Genomic DNA, 16,732 nt, shown 5'->3' on the forward strand with positions numbered 1-16,732 from the left:
TACGCTATACATCGCCAGCCATTCTGTTAGATTCGCCATTTTTGTGAGATCAGATGATTCTGGCCTCCTGGAAATGGCTGCCAGCACAATAAATCAAAATCAAACGAATGAAACTGACCGATAATTATTACCCCATGAAAAGAACCTTGTTGAGTTTTCTCCTGATGGGAGGACTGAGCACTTATGTTTATGCCCAGGAAAACCTTACTTATCAGTTGCCGCCTAAAAGCATTGTAGATCTGGTTGATGCAGCCGGCAGCCCAACTGTACAATTCAATAAAGATGGCAGCCTGATGTTGTTACTTCAGGCACCAGGATACGCCTCGATAGAACAGGTTGCCCAACCGGTGATTGGACTCGCAGGAATAAGGATCAATCCTGCCAATAATTCTACAGAAGGGGAACTTTCCGGCGTTTATAATGGCCTGACCATAAAAGACCTGAAAACCGGGAAAGAAAATAAATTGACGGGTCTTCCAGACAAAATGAAAATGACAAACATCAGCTGGAATGCGGATGGAAGTCTTTTTGCTTTTACAAACAACACCCCCAATGGGGTAGAATTGTGGCTTGCAGACCTAAAAGGATTTAAGGCAACAAAGCTTTCTGAGGGTTATCTTAATGATGCTTACGGCACAACTTTACAATGGCATCCTGATGGAAAACATATCCTCGCCCAGTTCATCCTTCCGGAACGCGGGAATAAACCACAGGAAAATATCGTCCCGACAGGTCCGGTAGTGCAGGAAAATCTGGGGGTCGTTACGCCTTCCAGAACGTATCAGAATCTGCTAAAAAATACTTACGATCAGAACCTGATGGAGTATTACCTGACTTCACAACTGCAATCGGTAGACCTTAACGGAAATGCGACGAAGATCGGAGGCCCGGCGATTTATCGCAATGCGGCTTATTCTCCGGATGGCAAATACCTGATGGTTCAGACGATAGAGCAGCCTTACTCTTACCTGGTTCCCATTTATTATTTCCCTTTTCAAACGACAGTGTTAGACGCGACGGGGAAACTGGTTAAACAGTTATACAATGCGCCTCTGGCAGAAAAACTGCCTACAGGCTTTGATGCAGTAGCAGTGGGACCACGCAGTTATGAATGGAGAAATGATGCTGCAGCAACTGTGGTATGGACAGAAGCACAGGATAAAGGGGATCCTAACCTTAAATCTGAGCTGCGCGATGTGCTTTATACTTTGAAAGCACCATTCCATACCGAACCGGTAAAGCTATTTTCGATGGCTTTGAGGTATGGTGGTATCGTTTGGGGCAACCAAAACTATGCCCTGGTAAAAGAACAATGGAGAAAAGACCGCAAAGAAAAAATGACGTTAATCAATCCTGAAACAGGTAAAGTGATTAAGGAAATTGCCAACAGATCTTCTGAAGACACGTACAGCGATCCCGGAGATTTTATCTACGGTAAAGGCCCATATGCAGCTAAAGTATTGTTATTTGACAAAGGAGCACCAGGAGTAGTATTTACCAAAGGGGCAGGAGCATCTTCCTTAGGCGATCGTCCTTTTATCTTGAAATGGAACCTGCTTTCGAATAAACAGGATACTTTGTTTAAATCAAAAGCTCCTTATTATGAGGAACCTGTTTTCTTTAACAATACCGGAAAGGTTTACCTCTCCAGAGAATCAACAGAAGCCACGCCAAATATCTTCGCCATTAATCTAAAAAACAAGTCTGAGCAAGCATTAACCAGCTTTACGGATCCTTATCCGAGCTTAAAAGGTGTGCAGAAAACCTTGCTTTCTTATCCACGTAAAGACGGGATCAAATTGTCGGCGACTTTATACCTGCCAAAAGATTATAAAAAAGAAAGCGGACCATTGCCAGTGCTGATTTGGGCTTACCCAAGAGAATTTAAAAGTCTGGCGGCTGCAGGTCAGGTAAAAGGATCTCCTTACCGCTTTACGAGACTGGCATTCCGTTCACCGGTGTTCTGGGTAACCAGAGGGTATGCGGTTTTAGATCAGGCAGATATGCCGATCGTAGGTGAAGGTAAAGAAGAACCTAATGATACTTTCCTGAAACAAATTGAAGACAATGCCACTGCATTGATCAATTATGTGGTAGATATGGGCGTTGCCGACAGGGGTCGTATCGCAGTGGGAGGGCACTCTTATGGTGCATTTATGACCGCCAACTTATTGGCACATACCAAGCTTTTTGCTGCAGGAATTGCAAGAAGTGGTGCTTATAACCGGACCTTAACGCCATTTGGGTTCCAGGGTGAAGCACGGACGTACTGGCAGGCAATGGACGTATACAATAAAATGTCTCCGTTCAATTACGCGGATAAAATTAAAACACCATTGCTAATGACGCATGGCATTGACGATGAAAATTCAGGTACTTTTCCGATTCAAAGTGAGCGTTTGTATAGCGCCATTAAAGGACATGGCGGTACAGTAAGACTGGTATTGTTGCCAAAAGAATTCCATGGCTACAGGAGCAGGGAGTCTATTCTTCATACTTTCTGGGAGCAGGATCAATGGTTAGAGAAATATGTAAAGAATAAAAAGTAATCGACTTATTAAAAAAAGAGCTGATCAATTCTAATTGATCAGCTCTTTTTGTTAAGTGACTCAGATTTATCGGACGAATATGATGTTTTCCAAATTTACATAATGTTCTTTTAAACCGAACTGGCGACAATAAAGTATAAATTGATTGGCGAGCTGAGTATTCATATTGTATTCGATGCAGAGACAATCACAACCCACCTCATTTAAATCAATTTGAGAAAGGACTTGCAGATCCATTCCTTCTACATCAATTGATATATAATCAAAATTCGTTTGTGCATAGTCCTTCCTGAAGGATTCAAAAGTTGTTACCGGCACTTCGGTTACCCTAAAGTCAACGTCCTTCCGCTTTTCCAATTCTTCTTCTACAGCTGTTGACACCAAAGCCCTGTCTACTCCATCTTTAATATGAGCTCCGCTTTCATAAAATTTAAGCCTTCCTTCTTCTGTACCAATAGCTATGTTCTGGAGAGACACCTGAGGATGATTTCGATACAGGTTCTTTAAGTCTTCAAAAACACTGCTGGGTTCGACCAGTATGGCCGACCATCCTCTTTGTATCAAATCATAAGAATTGGAAAACGTAATACCATCGTTGGCACCAATTTCGAGTACGGTTCCTTTTCTCCCGTTGAAGTATTTTAAGACTATTTCTGTTTCATTATTCTGGGACTTATACTTCATTGCGCTATCGTATTTAGTTATTTATACCAACGAATTTACAGAAGCATATATAGGAATAATAGGGTCAAATGTCCCAAAATCAGAAAGGTAGTTGCTTATCTTTCGCCTTAAAATTTGAATTTCGGTAAATAACCAAAAATAAGATGGCAATAACGGCAGTTCCAAACCTCAGCAAATTCCCAATCCAGCCCATTGCCGCAGCATCGGAAACGGTGAATACCAGCCATGCCGCGTTCAATGAAGCATGAAGCACAAATCCGCTCCATATCGTATACCCATCCAGCATATTTAATATCGCAAATGCGATACTGCCAAAAAATGTAATGAAGAAAATCTGAAGAGCGATGCCAGTACCACCTCCATTACCCCACCAATGCACAGCGCCGAATGCAATTGCCTGTAATAATATCGCGGGAGCTAAAGACCAGCCTAAGACTTTTCGTGTAAAGATGAAGCCGAAACCTCTAAATACAAACTCTTCGGCAAGCGGGAATAACAACGTCAGTAAAACGATGCTTTTGACATCCAGGCCCTTAGCAGGAGTTCCCAGCAAGAATAAGCCAATCCAGCAGGGAATAGTGGCCATCAATACAAAAAGAGGCCCTTTAAATCCATTCCAGTTCAGGCCTAATGCCTCCGCAGTTTTCTGATCAGATCTGCGAAGGAGCACTATCGAGACAGTCAGCACCACTAAAACTGACAATAGATTATCTAAAATACTTCCACCATATGAAAACGGGAATCCCGGGATCTTTAGTCCGGCCCATTTTAAGAGATCACGGATCTCCAGCGCGCAGAAAAGTACGATGATCACAAGTATGGAGGAAGAATAGGCGTTTTTGATTTTCATTCGACAATTCAATTTCTGATTTTAAATTGGACGAAGGAATCCTGTAAATGGTTGCATCAGGAATTAACATTTTTCTCCGCTACACCTGTTCGCAGACAGGCGATGGAATTTCTACTTCTTTCTCTTTATTTATCTTGAATTTTTCAGGTAACGTGATAAAACTAAGGCCCAATGTTACTGTTAACAATGAAATGCTCATCCAAACAATCTGATGAATTCCATAATGTGCGATCACAAAACCACCCAATACGGCTCCCAGAGAAATGCCTATATTGTAACAGGAGGTTAAAAGACTGTTCACAAATTCCAATGCACTATGTGGAACAGCCTGGGTGGTCCGTATATTAGGCACCAAAAAACCACCGGTATGGATTAGTCCCCAAAGAGATATAATCATCACCATCGGGGCGAAAATACCGCCGAAGTAATACGCCAATGCCTGGGTGGAAATCAAAAGAATAAAAAAGAACCTGGTAGCCAGGGTTACATTTTTGCTTAAAGCAATGCCTGCCAACCAATTTCCTATGATTCCCATGCCACCAAACAACAACAGCATCATACTGATCTGAACGCCATTCATATGGGAGATTTTTTCAAGATAACCGGCAAGATAACTATAGCTCGAAAACATTGCAGCGAGTGTCAGAACGGTGGAAAGCAGGTGCAGCCATAACTGTGGATTTTTCAACACATACAATTGGCTTCCTTCTCCTTTATCTTTATTGGCCGGCATAGAAGGGACTAAAAACGACAATCCCAAAAAGGCGATCAGGCTGATGAAACTTGCCAGGAAAAAGGAGGCCTGCCAATTGTTAAAAAATTCAACCGCATAAGTGGTCAAAGGGACACCCAGTACCGTAGCCAGACTGAGGCCGGTCATGACGATAGAAACTGCTTTGGCACCACCTTGTTTAAATGCGACGGCCAACGAGATGTTCCAGAATAAAGGGTGTAAAAAGGCCGGTAAAATCCGGGCAATCATCAATATTGTAAAATTGGGTGCAAAGGCGGAAAGCAGGTTTGACAATATAAACACGGCTAATACCATGCACAACAAAAACTTGCGGTTAATTTTAGCGGTAAGAGCAGTGATAAAAGGGGAGGAAATGGCGACAGTAAGTGCAAAAGCGCTGAGCAGCCAGCCGGCGGTATCAATAGATACCTGAAACTCTCTACTGATCGTAGGTAGAATCCCGATGACGCCAAATTCGGTAGTGATGATACCAAAAGCACCCAGTGCCAAAATGTAAATTGATTTTTTCATCAGTAGATAGCTGTTTTTTAATGGTTTGTTTTTCAAATTCTATTTCACAAAAATGAACAGAATAATTCTACTGTGTCAGTACATTTCAATGATAAAACGGTAGATTTGCCATATGACAAAAGAAAATATACACCGGCTTGTAGATGTATCCTATCGCAAAACGGAAAATTGTCCGGTAAAGGATTTACAGTTTTCCTTTTTTCAGATGGTGTATGTGATTTCCGGATCAGGCTTTTTAAACATAAACAACAATAGAATTGCCTACCATGCGGGCAATCTGACATTACTAACACCCAATGACCTTCATGACTTTGAGATTTCAAGTACGACGGAATTTTTATTCGTGAAATTTACAGAGCGCTATGTTAGAGAATACAAATGGAAAAGTATCAACTGCATTGAATGCCTGTTATACCATTCCTCCCATTTGTCGGGCTGCATCTTAAGAAATAAGCCCGATGAGTTTCTGGTAAAATCAATTGTCGATTCCCTCTTGCATACCCTGAATCATAACGATGCCTATAACGAAGATTTAACCTTACATTATGTAAATGCTTTAATCGTTATTGCAGCTAGAAATCTCTCCAAGATGAGACCTGAACAGGCCAATGTAAATACCGATAAGCGGGTATTGGCCATCATAGATTACATCCAATCGAACATCTATGATCCGCAACAACTCAAGGCATCAGTCATCAGTGCAGAATTTGGGCTGTCTGAAACCTACCTGGGCAGCTATTTTAAAAAGCAATGTGGAGAGTCCATTCAGTATTTCATTTCAAATTACAAAATGAGGTTAATAGAACATCGTTTAAGGTTCAGCGATAGCCGGATAAATGAGATCGTAGAGGAGTTTGGGTTTGCGGATGAAAGTCATTTGAACAAATTTTTCAAAAAGCGCCACAAAATCAGTTTAACGGAGTTCAGAAAATCAGGGCCCGTCTGTGCCATTATATAATGGTCTGATATTTTCAGCCGATAAAAAAATCGGCATCATCTTTTCAGAATGATGCCGATTTTTTCCATTGTAGGGAATGCTTAATTCAAGCCGCCTTTACGTGTTGCTTTCACTGGTTGTGGCCAGCTTCCAGGCTCGCCGGTTCTTACATTTACCGGTAGCACACTTTTTTCTTTGGAGGTTGTTTCCGGGTCTTCACTTGCCATATAAGCCAGGATAGCCGTTAAGATTGCATTGCTTCTTACATCATCAAACACAATCTTATCATAGGTATCTCTATTCGTATGCCAGGTATATGTTCCATAAGACCAGCTGTTAGAGCTTAAAGAAAATGCAGGTGCACCAGCTGCAACGAATGACGCGTAATCAGAGCCACCGCCGCCTGGAGTACCCGGGAAAGTAGTCGCAATTTGTTTTTTAATGTCTTCAGGGACCATAGATAACCAACGACCGAGATAAGCATAAGAATTTAAGAATCCTTGTCCGCCGAGGTTAACGACCCGTCCTGTTCCGTTGTCCTGGTTAAATACCACCTGGATATTTTTAACAACCTCAGGGTGGTCTTCTACAAAGGCCCTTGATCCATTTAATCCTTGCTCTTCGCTACCCCAATGACCTACCAGAATCGTTCTTTTAGGATTAGGATAGATCTTTTTCAAAATACGGATCGCCTCCATCATCGTAATTGTTCCGGTACCATTGTCAGTAGCCCCGGTGCCACCATCCCAGGAATCAAAATGTGCAGAAAGGATCACATATTCGTTTGGTTTCTCTGAACCTTTGATCTCGGCAATGGTATTAAAAGTAGGCACCACTCCAAGCTCTTTAGACCCCACATTAACACTGATCTTAGGTTTATGTCCTGATTCCGTTAGCCTGTACAGCAATCCATAATCTTCCAATGAGATGTCTATAGAAGGGATTTTTGTGGTATTGGCACCAAAAATCTTATTGACACCGAATCCTGAAGACCAGTTGCTCGTGACCACACCTAAAGCACCTGCGCTTTCAAAAGCCAGGGCCAATGCCTTTAAGTTCAGTCCTGTTTTACTAATTCTGGAACGCCATGCATCGGTCTGTTTCGTTCTGCTGCTCTTCATCTTTTCAAAAGATTCAGGAGTAGCAAATTCCTGCCAGTTATAATCTGGCCGCCCGGTAGGCTGGTTCATGGAAAACATCACAAACTTTCCTTTAACACTAGGTAACCAGCTTTTAAAAGAGACCGAATCGGGGAGGTCCGGATAAATCACCATTTCTCCAACCACTGCTTTTCCTTTGGTAGAAGGGCTCCAGGCCAATTGTGTTCCTTCTAATGATTTTATTCTTGGGTAAACCATATCAATATGAGAAATTCCTCTTTCCCATCCCCGCCATTCTCCCCATTGTTCGTTCTTTGCGGTAATTCCCCAGGTCGCATATTTGGCTACTGCCCAGTCGTTCGCTTGTTTCATCAGGGGAGAGCCCACCAATCGCGGACCTATTACATCAAGCAGCTCATGGGCAAGGTTTTCCAATTGTGAATTTTCTGTTGCTTCTTTGACGATCTTGTCGACTGTTTCCTTTTTTGATTGGGCATGGCTGACATTTGCGCTGATCAGCATGGCCATAAAAAAGACCCTAGTGCTTCGTTTTAACAAGGCAAAGGAAGTGGTGGTTGGTTTGGTATTCATTAAATAATGCATTTAGATGAGTTGAAAATAGATACCGAAAGATAGCGATAAATGCTTCTACTCCGTCAAAAAGGAACAAAGTTGATACAATGGAGTGATTCTAAAACTACAAAAGGTTATCTTCGCCAAAAAAACATAAATGCTGGAAATTGTATATCAGGACGACCATCTCATTGCCATCAATAAACCTCACGGATTATTGGTTCACCGATCATCTATTGCCAACGATGCAAAAGAGTTTGCATTACAGTTGCTTAGGGATCAGGTAAACAGACATGTGAGTCCGGTACACCGCCTGGACAGGAAGACCGGAGGTCTGCTGCTCTTTGCTTTTGAGAAAGAAGTAGAGATCGCCATGCACCAGCAATTTCAGAATGGGGAAGTGCAAAAGAAATACCTTGCCGTACTAAGGGGATATGCGCCAGATAGCGGAGAGATTGATTACCCCCTGGCTAAGGAAAACGGGACCATGCAGGAGGCTTTTACCGCTTATGTTACTTTACAACGTGCAGAACTGGATGTCGCTTTTGGTAAACATCCTACCTCCCGGTATTCGCTTGTGGAAGCAACGCCAACCACGGGAAGAATGCATCAGCTGCGCCGGCATTTTGCCCATATCTTTTATCCCATCATCGGCGATCGCAAACATGGATGCAACAAACAGAACAAGTTTTTCAAAGAAGAATGGGAAATGACCACGATGTTGCTGCATGCTTCAGAACTGATCTTTAATCATCCGGTAACGAAAGAACAGATTCACCTCAAAGCCGGGGTTCAGGACGAGTTTCAAAGGACAATGAACCTGATGGGCTGGCCGCTTTAACCCTTAATTATTGACCATTAAAATTTAAGAAATTGTATTCTAAGGAACAGGCTTCGCAACTAAAACAGGCTTTTTGGACAGCTTTCGGACAATATATCGCTCCACATCTTTCTGCAGAAGGGTTAAGAACCAATTGGGTAAACTATAAAACCGGGATCAAAAACCTGCACTTTAAAATGCAGGCAGATAAGAAATCTGCGTCTATTGCGATAGAAATGTCTCATCCGGATCCGGGAATTCAGGAACTCATGTTTGAGCAATTTCTGGAATTTAAAAATATCCTGAATGCCAGTCTGAATGAAGAATGGGAATGGCAGCTGCACGAACTGGATGAAAACCATAAAACCGTCAGCAGAATTGTAAAAACATTACCCGGAGTAAGCATCTTTAAGCAGGAAGACTGGCCGGAACTGATCTCCTTCTTCAAGCCGAGAATAATTGCATTGGATGACTTCTGGTCGGATGCCAAAGATAGTTTTGATACTTTTAAATAGGGGCTGAGGCCATCTTTTCCAGAGCTACCTGTTTCCAGGTATTTTGCAGCTGACCCTATAATTCTGTTTCAATTATTTTCTATCTTGTTGCATGACAAGATTCTTTTACCTGCTGATTATCCTTGGAATCCTCTCTACAGGTATCAAGGCACAGCAACCTGCCAAACGCATTTCCTTAGTGGATAGCCTGAAACGCCTCTTAACGCAGAAAGTTCCTGATAGCATCAGGGCGAGGGCGAACTTCGGTTTATCAGAACAACTGTTGTATGCTGATACCTTGAAAAGCAGCAATTATTTAGAGCAGGGAAGGCGGCTCATTAAAAACGATCCCTTTTTGCAGGCGATCTATTATTACTATGCGGCAACGGTACAATCACGTACCGACCTAAATAAGAGTGAAGCCAGTTTTAAAAAGGCACATACTTTACTGGCCCCCTTTAAGACAAAAGAAGCCTATCTGCTGCTTGCAAAATCATGGCATAATTACGGGGTAATTCAACAGTTGAAAGACAACTACCGGGGAATGGCCGATGCTTTATTAAACAAAGCCATTCCATATGCCCGTAAATCCGGCGATAATGCTTACCTGGGGATCAATTACATGGACCTTGCCATGGTTTTTAAGAACAATAATCAGTTTGATAAAGCCCAGGTTTACATTGATTCTACCTTACAGATCATGGGAAAAGTTAAAGGATGGAAAAACTACAGAATAGCGGTCTACAATACAGCGGCTGAAAACTATACCTTCCTGAAAAAATACCCTCAGGCGAGACGAATGTTAGACAGTGCCAGTGTTTTACTTTCCCCATTCCCGGACGCGCCTTTCTACCTTGATTATTATTTTGCAGAAGGTTTATACCTCGACAATACCAAACAATACGATAAGGCAATCATTAACCTGGACAAAGGACTTGCTTTGGCTTTAAAACTGGAAGACCGACAGAATGAACAACGTCTGCTGATGCAGAAACTTCATGTCCTGCAAAGCCAGAAGAAGTTTGATAAAGCGCTTTCAGTGGCCAACTACCTCCTGAAACAAAAAGACATGCTGTTTCTCAGCGGAGACAGGCTCCTCGTTTATGCGGATCTTGCGGAAACCTATGCAGGCTTAGGAAACATGTCGCAAGCTTATACCTGGATGAAAAGAGTCAGCACGTTAGGCGATAGCATCAGCGAAAGTAAGATTAAAAAAGATGTCCATGAACTGGAAATCCAATACAAGAAAGCAGAAGATATGAGGGAAATAGGCTCCCTTAAGGCCACGAATGAAAAGGCTGAATTGTCCGTTAAAAACAATCGGCTCATCGCCTGGTTACTGGGTTCAATTGCTATATTTCTATTGGTCACCACATTTTTTGGACTCTTGTATTTCAGGAATAATAAAAAGCTGACCAAACAAAAGGAAATCAATTACCGGCAGCAGCTCAAAGAACTGGAGCAGGAGCAACAACTCACCATCAGCAATGCCATGTTGGAAGGCGAAGAGCGCGAGCGTCAAAGGGTGGGGCGCGACCTTCATGATGGGCTTGGAGGAACGTTGGCAGGGATAAAGATCAACCTCTCAGATGTAGTTGCCAATACTTCTGACACCGGAAAAGATACCGAATTGGGTAAGATCATAGCACAGCTGGACAGTTCTGTAAACGACCTGAGGAGCATCGCCAGAAATCTGATGCCTGAAACCTTATTGAAATTCGGACTACAAACAGCATTGAAAGACTTGTGTGAAACGTTTAACAACAGCGGCCTCAAAATTACACTTCAGTTACTTGATATACAGGAAAGTATGGACGTTTCTGTGAAGATCAATATCTACCGCATCATTCAGGAGATCCTGAGCAATACCGTCCGCCATTCCGGGGCATCCCAGCTGCTGTTACAGTGCAGTCAGAATGAAAGCGTTTTTCTGATCACAGCAGAAGACAATGGAAGGGGCTTTGATGCCGGCACTGCCGACAACACCAAAGGCATTGGACTGAGCAATATTAGAAACCGGGTTGCCTTGCTCCATGGAAAGATGGACCTGAATACTGCGGTCAACGAAGGTACTTCTATAAATATCGAACTTAAAGTTTAGGAATTACCGGCGAAAAACCTGCGCTATTGAACCGATATTGGGAATTGTAGTATATTTGGCAAAAACCGGAGCAGAGATTCCTAAAACAATCAGGTGTGAAGAATAACCATCCCCAGCTTAGAACTGTCAACGTCATCAGATATGTCACCCCCTTACGTGAAGGAGGATCAATGCCTGCCATTGCAGAGGCCGATGACGAATTTTTATATGTACTTAAGTTCCGTGGCGCAGGTCAGGGACTTCGCGCACTTATTGCCGAATTAATTGGCGGTGAAGTGGCCCGTTTGCTTGGATTACGTATCCCGGAGCTGGTATTCGCAAATCTGGAAAAAGATTTTGGAAGGATAGAACCTGATGAAGAAATTCAAGACTTGCTAAGGTCCAGTGTGGGCCTGAACCTGGCTTTACATTACCTTTCCGGAGCAATTACCTTTGATCCGCTGGTAAACAGTGTAGATGAAAGAACGGCTTCTCAAATTGTATGGCTGGATGCTTTTTTAACCAATATGGACCGTACCGCCCGCAATACGAATATGCTGATCTGGCATAAGGAATTGTGGCTGATCGATCATGGTGCGGCCTTATATTTCCACCATTCGATGGACAATTGGGAGGAGCAGGCAGTACGGCCTTTTTCTTTGATTAAAGACCATGTATTATTGAGCAAGGCGACAGAACTGGAACAGGTAGATGCGGAGTTCAGGGCAATTCTTACCAATGAGCGCATTCGTTCTATTGTTTCTCTGATTCCTGACGATTGGCTTTCAGGAGACAATATGTTTGAAAGCATTGAGGCACATCGTGAGGTATACTCCAGGTTTTTAGAGTTACGAATCGCAAAATCAGAAATATTTGTAAAAGAAGCGCAGAATGCAAGAGAAACACTTATTTGAGTACGCTGTAATCCGCGTCGTACCAAGGGTAGAACGGGAAGAATTTCTGAATGTGGGAATCATACTTTATTGTGCCAAACAAAAATTCTTGAAGGTCTTATTTGAAACAAATGAAACCAAACTCAATGCATTTTGTGGTAAACTCGACTGTCAGGAACTTCAGGACCACCTGCGTTCATTTGAACTGATCAGTAAAGGAGGGAAAGCAGGGGGGACAATCGGAGCATTGGATATGGCTTCCAGGTTCCGTTGGCTGACTGCCACACGCAGTACGGTAGTACAAACCTCTAAAACGCATCCTGGTTTTTGCATCGATGCGCAGGAGACACTGGAAAAACTGTACGCTCAACTGGTGCTATAAGTTTAGGAACCGGAAATTTACCCGAAGATACACCTCAGAATGATCCCCATTAAGCTGAATAGACCGAAGGAAATCAACAGCAGGTAATAAGGTTTGATGTGGTTCATCTTTCTGATAAGGTCTCTTTTCTTTTGAAATTGACTGATACTCATATCTTTGTTTTTTTATAGTTTTAGTTCATCCTGCCAAAAGCAAGCCAGATGCTGATGTTTTATTTCCAACAAATAGATTATCAACCACTTACTGTATTGTCTCTGATTTTAACCAAAAAGTAACCCTTTCATTATGGAATGGTGTTTTTCAGATTTGAATGGGTGATAAACAGATTTCAGCACGAAGAAAATATGAACGGTTTAAATCAAATGCGGGAACTGATCTCCTCCTTTACCAGGTTGAGGGAGGAAGAATGGCAGCAGTTTTCTAAACTGCTCCTCCAAAAATCTTTTCCAAAAGGAAGTTATCTGTGCAAGGAAGGACAAGTAGAGCATTATATTTTTTTCCTGGTCAAAGGTGCCACTCGCAATTACTTCTTAAAAGATGGAAAGGAGTTTACCGTCGACTTCCAATTTGAAGGTGACATGGTGACCGCTTATTATTCCTTCATCACCCGGCAGCCATCCATGATCGCCATTCAGGCGGTTGAAGACATAGAAGCGATATTGATCCCTTACCAATTGCTTCAGGATTTCTATCAGGAGTTCCATTCCGGAGAACGAATCGGCCGTTTAATTGCCGAGTTTCATTATAAAAAGAGATTGGAAAGAGAAATGGACCTGCTTTCCACAACTGCCGAAGACCGGTACCGCCAACTCATGGACAGAAACCCGGAACTGATCAGAAATACCTCGGTTAAACACCTGTCTACTTATCTCGGCATTCAGCCGGAGAGCCTCAGCAGGATTCGGAAATTGTATTCCGGAAACTAACATAGGTCATTTTTTATCGTTTAAACTTGTTCGAATTTTGTGATGTAAATCAAACATTATGAAAGTATTACTCGTATTATTTATTAGTTTTTTACTGAGCTTGCTGGGTTATAAATCGGTAACCGGCTCCTGGAATCTCCTGATGTCCGGAAACATCTCCCTTTGCATCATGATGTGCTTTGCCGCCAGCGGCCATTTTGCCTTTACTAAAGGCATGGAAATGATGATTCCGAAGTTCATCCCTTTTAAAAAAGCGATCGTTATTGGAACAGGGGTGATGGAGGTTATTGCCGGACTCGGATTGTTATTTGATCAGACCAGAACTGCTGTAGCCCTATTTCTCATTGCTTTTTTTATATTGATTTTACCTGCCAATATTTATGCGACCATCCATCATATTGATCTTCAGAAAGGTGATTTCAATGGCTCCGGAACAAGCTATCTCTGGTTTAGGATTCCAATGCAATTGTTATTGATTGGCTGGGCATGGTATTTCGGGATTTGGCTGATGGCTTAGCTGTGAATGCCCATCGCATATAAAATGATGTTTACACCAAATTTGGTATTGTCTTCTGCCAGGAAACGTTTGTTCCTGAAATCATAATCCCATTCACAACCGTAATCCTTATTGCTGTACAATACACCGATCCGGCCTTGAACAGTAATGGCTTTCAGGTAATCATGAACCAGGTCGTCGCCCCAACCATTGAGCTCGAAAGAGGTAGTAGGAGGGCCCTTTTCAAATTTGAAAAAGGAATTGTAGATCTTATGGTCATTGGGAATCTTTTTAAGTGCCTGCGCACCAAATAAATTGCTCATTTGTGTTTCAAAAGACCGGGCAAATAAACCATCAATATCATGGTTACAATCGTCCACAAATACAAAACCGCCATTATTGACATACTTTTTGAAATTAGCCGCTTCCTGCTGACTAAACTGTACCAGCTTATGGCCACTTAAATAACAGAAAGGATACTTAAACAGGTCATTACTACTCAATTCCACAATCTTCTCTTCCTGATCTAAAGGAATGGTGGTATACTCTAACAAAGAGTTTAGCAAATTGGAGGGCATGCGCTGATCGGTATCCCAATCTCCGGACCTGTATTTTATTCTGGCAAAAGTAAATCTCGGTTGTTGCATCGTTCTAAAATAGCGTCAATTTTGATTACAATCTAGTTTTTTACGATCGATATCTGTAATTTTTTTGATATTCTGTTTAGGAGGCGATGAAATATAAGCATAGATGCCCTATATTGAATTACAATAGCTTACCCTCTAAAAAATATTGTTTTGGAAATTTCAGAAAGCAACCTTAAACTACTAATACATAAGATTTCGCAATTAAAGGAAGAGATTCAGAAAGTTATCGTCGGACAGGACATCATCATTGAAGAAATGTTGGTTGCCTTACTTGCTGGTGGGCACTGTCTGTTGGAAGGAGTTCCCGGACTGGCAAAAACACTGATGGTAAGGACCATGTCGCAGGCCCTGGACCTATCATTCAGAAGAATTCAGTTTACGCCCGACCTCATGCCTACAGACATTATAGGTACCGAAATCCTTGAGGAAGAACATCTGACAGGGAAGCGGTTTTTTAAGTTCAACAAAGGCCCCATCTTTGCCAATATCATCCTTGCAGATGAGATCAACCGGACGCCCCCTAAAACCCAATCTGCACTGTTAGAAGCGATGCAGGAATTTGAAGTCACCTATGGCGGACAAACCTATCCATTAGACCGCCCGTTTTTTATACTCGCTACACAAAATCCAATCGAACAGGCAGGTACCTATCCGCTTCCTGAAGCACAGTTGGACCGTTTTTTACTGTACATTAAAATAGGCTATCCGACGGCAGCGGAGGAAACCCGAATCCTGAGCAGCACCACCGGAACGATGAAAAATAAAGTCGAAGCGGTGATTGGTGCAGAGGAAATCAAACAACTTCAGGCGCTCACCAGAGAAGTGAGCATCAGTGAGGTTCTGATTACCTATGTTGCAGATCTGATCCGGGCCACAAGGCCGGAAAGTTCTCCTGTTGCCTATGTAAAAGAATGGGTAAGGTGGGGAGCAGGACCAAGAGCAGGGCAGGCCTTGATTCTTACCGCAAAAGCAAGGGCGTTGATTCATGGCCGTTATGCCGTGGTGATGGAGGATCTTCAAACAATGGCTTACCCGGTTTTGAGACATCGCGTACTCATGAATTTTAAGGCAGATGCAGAAAACGTAACCGCCGATATGGTGGCTGCAGAATTAATCAAAACCATTTCCAGGACTAAAGTTAACATTTAATGAGCAGGCTGCTGGACCCTAAAGTAATGATGGCAATCAAAGCCCTTTCCTTGTCGGCAAAAACGACAATTGATGGTTTTATGAGCGGTATCAACAAAAGTACATTGAAGGGGCCCGGACTGGAATTTAGTCAATATAGAAGCTACCAACCCGGAGATGATCTGCGCTCGCTGGACTGGAAAATGTTTGCCCGTTCAGACCGTTATTACATCAGGGAATCGGAAATAGAAACCAATATCTCTATCCGCCTGTTGATTGACGCAAGTGCCTCGATGAACCATCAGGATGGAGATTTCACCAAAATGGATTATGCCCGTTACCTGGCGGCTTCTCTGGCTTATCTCGGGAATTTACAGGGTGACGCAATCGGTTTATATGTGTTCCAATCCGGCGGAATATTCTCTATGCTCGCGAAACAGGATTTTCAGCACCTGGCAAGACTATTCTATCAGCTGGAACAGATTAAACCGGAAGGGATTTTTACCAGGCCGATCCATTATAAAGAGCTATACTCGGGCGTACAAAAGCGGGAGCTGCTGATCTTTATCACAGACCTTTATGAAACCAATAATGAGATTTTCACCCTGCTGGATACCCTGAACACCCTCCGGCATGAAGTGGTTGTTTTTCATTTGATGTCCGGGAATGAGATCGACCTTGATTTTAAAGGTTATACTTCTTTTGAAGACCTGGAGAGCAAAAAGACCATTCAGATAGATCAGGAGAAAACAAGAAAAACGTATCGGCAAAAGCTGGAACAATACCTGGAAAGTACCCGGATGAAATTACTCGACAGGAGGATCGCTTACCGGATGATCAGAACCGATGAGCCTCTTGATCAGGCTTTGAGGGATTTTTTAAATCAAAGAAACAAATTAAAGGTCTAGC

17 protein-coding genes are annotated in these 16,732 nt (G+C 42.5%); 11 read left to right on the forward strand and 6 right to left on the reverse strand.

The genetic code is table 11. The features are described from left to right. Positions 1-107 precede the first annotated feature (107 nt). The gene (locus tag AAFF35_RS14515; RefSeq protein WP_342333238.1) at positions 108-2,549 is read left to right on the forward strand and encodes a prolyl oligopeptidase family serine peptidase; all 2,442 of its coding nucleotides are present in this window, start codon (positions 108-110) and stop codon (positions 2,547-2,549) included. Positions 2,550-2,615: 66 nt separating this feature from the next. Here the strand turns inward: AAFF35_RS14515 and AAFF35_RS14520 are convergent, their stop codons facing one another. From AAFF35_RS14520 to AAFF35_RS14530, 3 genes are all read right to left on the reverse strand, one after another. Further along, positions 2,616-3,233: an FkbM family methyltransferase gene (locus AAFF35_RS14520; protein ID WP_342333239.1), complete on the reverse strand. Its 618-nt coding sequence runs from the start codon at positions 3,231-3,233 to the stop codon at positions 2,616-2,618. A 79-nt stretch (positions 3,234-3,312) separates the two neighbouring features. Then, entirely contained in the window at positions 3,313-4,083 is a 771-nt protein-coding gene (locus AAFF35_RS14525) for a CPBP family intramembrane glutamic endopeptidase (RefSeq protein WP_342333240.1), read from the reverse strand. A 79-nt stretch (positions 4,084-4,162) separates the two neighbouring features. Then, on the reverse strand, positions 4,163-5,347 hold the full coding sequence (locus tag AAFF35_RS14530) for an MFS transporter (RefSeq protein ID WP_342333241.1): 1,185 nt from the start codon (positions 5,345-5,347) through the stop codon (positions 4,163-4,165). Between the two features lie 112 nt (positions 5,348-5,459). Between AAFF35_RS14530 and AAFF35_RS14535 the strand changes: the two genes are divergently transcribed. Continuing rightward, positions 5,460-6,305: an AraC family transcriptional regulator gene (locus tag AAFF35_RS14535; RefSeq protein ID WP_342333242.1), complete on the forward strand. Its 846-nt coding sequence runs from the start codon at positions 5,460-5,462 to the stop codon at positions 6,303-6,305. Between the two features lie 80 nt (positions 6,306-6,385). Here the strand turns inward: AAFF35_RS14535 and AAFF35_RS14540 are convergent, their stop codons facing one another. After that, positions 6,386-7,975 (reverse strand): M20/M25/M40 family metallo-hydrolase, encoded by a 1,590-nt coding sequence (locus AAFF35_RS14540; RefSeq protein WP_342333243.1) that lies wholly within the window; start codon positions 7,973-7,975, stop codon positions 6,386-6,388. Between the two features lie 139 nt (positions 7,976-8,114). Here AAFF35_RS14540 and AAFF35_RS14545 point away from each other — a divergent pair, with 139 nt between their 5' ends. The 5 genes from AAFF35_RS14545 (at position 8,115) to AAFF35_RS14565 (ending at position 12,626) form a co-directional block, all read left to right on the forward strand. After that, positions 8,115-8,798 (forward strand): pseudouridine synthase, encoded by a 684-nt coding sequence (locus tag AAFF35_RS14545; protein WP_342333244.1) that lies wholly within the window; start codon positions 8,115-8,117, stop codon positions 8,796-8,798. Between the two features lie 32 nt (positions 8,799-8,830). Beyond that, a complete protein-coding gene (locus tag AAFF35_RS14550) occupies positions 8,831-9,292 on the forward strand; it encodes a DUF4268 domain-containing protein (protein ID WP_342333245.1) in 462 nt (153 codons plus the stop codon). 91 nt (positions 9,293-9,383) lie between these two features. Beyond that, positions 9,384-11,372, forward strand: coding sequence for a sensor histidine kinase (locus AAFF35_RS14555; RefSeq protein WP_342333246.1), 1,989 nt, complete (start codon positions 9,384-9,386; stop codon positions 11,370-11,372). A 95-nt stretch (positions 11,373-11,467) separates the two neighbouring features. Beyond that, positions 11,468-12,265, forward strand: coding sequence for a HipA family kinase (locus AAFF35_RS14560; protein WP_342333247.1), 798 nt, complete (start codon positions 11,468-11,470; stop codon positions 12,263-12,265). Further along, a complete protein-coding gene (locus AAFF35_RS14565; RefSeq protein WP_342333248.1) occupies positions 12,243-12,626 on the forward strand; it encodes a DUF3037 domain-containing protein in 384 nt (127 codons plus the stop codon). The genes AAFF35_RS14560 and AAFF35_RS14565 overlap by 23 nt, the downstream gene beginning before the upstream one ends. 17 nt (positions 12,627-12,643) lie before the next feature. Here the strand turns inward: AAFF35_RS14565 and AAFF35_RS14570 are convergent, their stop codons facing one another. Then, on the reverse strand, positions 12,644-12,778 hold the full coding sequence (locus AAFF35_RS14570) for a hypothetical protein (RefSeq protein ID WP_342333249.1): 135 nt from the start codon (positions 12,776-12,778) through the stop codon (positions 12,644-12,646). Between the two features lie 192 nt (positions 12,779-12,970). Between AAFF35_RS14570 and AAFF35_RS14575 the strand changes: the two genes are divergently transcribed. After that, entirely contained in the window at positions 12,971-13,552 is a 582-nt protein-coding gene (locus tag AAFF35_RS14575) for a Crp/Fnr family transcriptional regulator (protein ID WP_342333250.1), read from the forward strand. 58 nt (positions 13,553-13,610) lie between these two features. Further along, a complete protein-coding gene (locus AAFF35_RS14580) occupies positions 13,611-14,069 on the forward strand; it encodes a hypothetical protein (RefSeq protein ID WP_342333251.1) in 459 nt (152 codons plus the stop codon). On the opposite strand, the gene AAFF35_RS14585 is transcribed toward AAFF35_RS14580, so the two are convergent. Further along, on the reverse strand, positions 14,066-14,695 hold the full coding sequence (locus tag AAFF35_RS14585) for a DUF4159 domain-containing protein (RefSeq protein ID WP_342333252.1): 630 nt from the start codon (positions 14,693-14,695) through the stop codon (positions 14,066-14,068). The two genes, AAFF35_RS14580 and AAFF35_RS14585, sit on opposite strands and share 4 nt — an antisense overlap. A gap of 150 nt (positions 14,696-14,845) precedes the next feature. Here AAFF35_RS14585 and AAFF35_RS14590 point away from each other — a divergent pair, with 150 nt between their 5' ends. Together AAFF35_RS14590 and AAFF35_RS14595 are read left to right on the forward strand one after the other, a co-directional pair. Beyond that, positions 14,846-15,844 (forward strand): MoxR family ATPase, encoded by a 999-nt coding sequence (locus AAFF35_RS14590; RefSeq protein WP_342333253.1) that lies wholly within the window; start codon positions 14,846-14,848, stop codon positions 15,842-15,844. Beyond that, positions 15,844-16,731 (forward strand): DUF58 domain-containing protein, encoded by an 888-nt coding sequence (locus AAFF35_RS14595; protein WP_342333254.1) that lies wholly within the window; start codon positions 15,844-15,846, stop codon positions 16,729-16,731. The genes AAFF35_RS14590 and AAFF35_RS14595 overlap by 1 nt, the downstream gene beginning before the upstream one ends. Position 16,732 lies beyond the last annotated feature (1 nt).

The sequence above is a fragment of the Pedobacter sp. FW305-3-2-15-E-R2A2 genome, assembly GCF_038446955.1.
Lineage (GTDB): Bacteria > Bacteroidota > Bacteroidia > Sphingobacteriales > Sphingobacteriaceae > Pedobacter.

Bases quoted from the DNA above. Each gene is read 5' to 3' on its own strand.
- AAFF35_RS14580 (WP_342333251.1), top strand. From the start codon at position 13,611: ATGAAAGTATTACTCGTATTATTTATTAGTTTTTTACTGAGCTTGCTG.
- AAFF35_RS14525 (WP_342333240.1), bottom strand. From the start codon at position 4,083: ATGAAAATCAAAAACGCCTATTCTTCCTCCATACTTGTGATCATCGTA.
- AAFF35_RS14515 (WP_342333238.1), top strand. From the start codon at position 108: ATGAAACTGACCGATAATTATTACCCCATGAAAAGAACCTTGTTGAGT.
- AAFF35_RS14545 (WP_342333244.1), top strand. From the start codon at position 8,115: ATGCTGGAAATTGTATATCAGGACGACCATCTCATTGCCATCAATAAA.
- AAFF35_RS14555 (WP_342333246.1), top strand. From the start codon at position 9,384: ATGACAAGATTCTTTTACCTGCTGATTATCCTTGGAATCCTCTCTACA.
- AAFF35_RS14540 (WP_342333243.1), bottom strand. From the start codon at position 7,975: ATGAATACCAAACCAACCACCACTTCCTTTGCCTTGTTAAAACGAAGC.
- AAFF35_RS14585 (WP_342333252.1), bottom strand. From the start codon at position 14,695: ATGCAACAACCGAGATTTACTTTTGCCAGAATAAAATACAGGTCCGGA.
- AAFF35_RS14565 (WP_342333248.1), top strand. From the start codon at position 12,243: ATGCAAGAGAAACACTTATTTGAGTACGCTGTAATCCGCGTCGTACCA.
- AAFF35_RS14530 (WP_342333241.1), bottom strand. From the start codon at position 5,347: ATGAAAAAATCAATTTACATTTTGGCACTGGGTGCTTTTGGTATCATC.
- AAFF35_RS14535 (WP_342333242.1), top strand. From the start codon at position 5,460: ATGACAAAAGAAAATATACACCGGCTTGTAGATGTATCCTATCGCAAA.
- AAFF35_RS14595 (WP_342333254.1), top strand. From the start codon at position 15,844: ATGAGCAGGCTGCTGGACCCTAAAGTAATGATGGCAATCAAAGCCCTT.
- AAFF35_RS14570 (WP_342333249.1), bottom strand. From the start codon at position 12,778: ATGAGTATCAGTCAATTTCAAAAGAAAAGAGACCTTATCAGAAAGATG.
- AAFF35_RS14520 (WP_342333239.1), bottom strand. From the start codon at position 3,233: ATGAAGTATAAGTCCCAGAATAATGAAACAGAAATAGTCTTAAAATAC.
- AAFF35_RS14575 (WP_342333250.1), top strand. From the start codon at position 12,971: ATGAACGGTTTAAATCAAATGCGGGAACTGATCTCCTCCTTTACCAGG.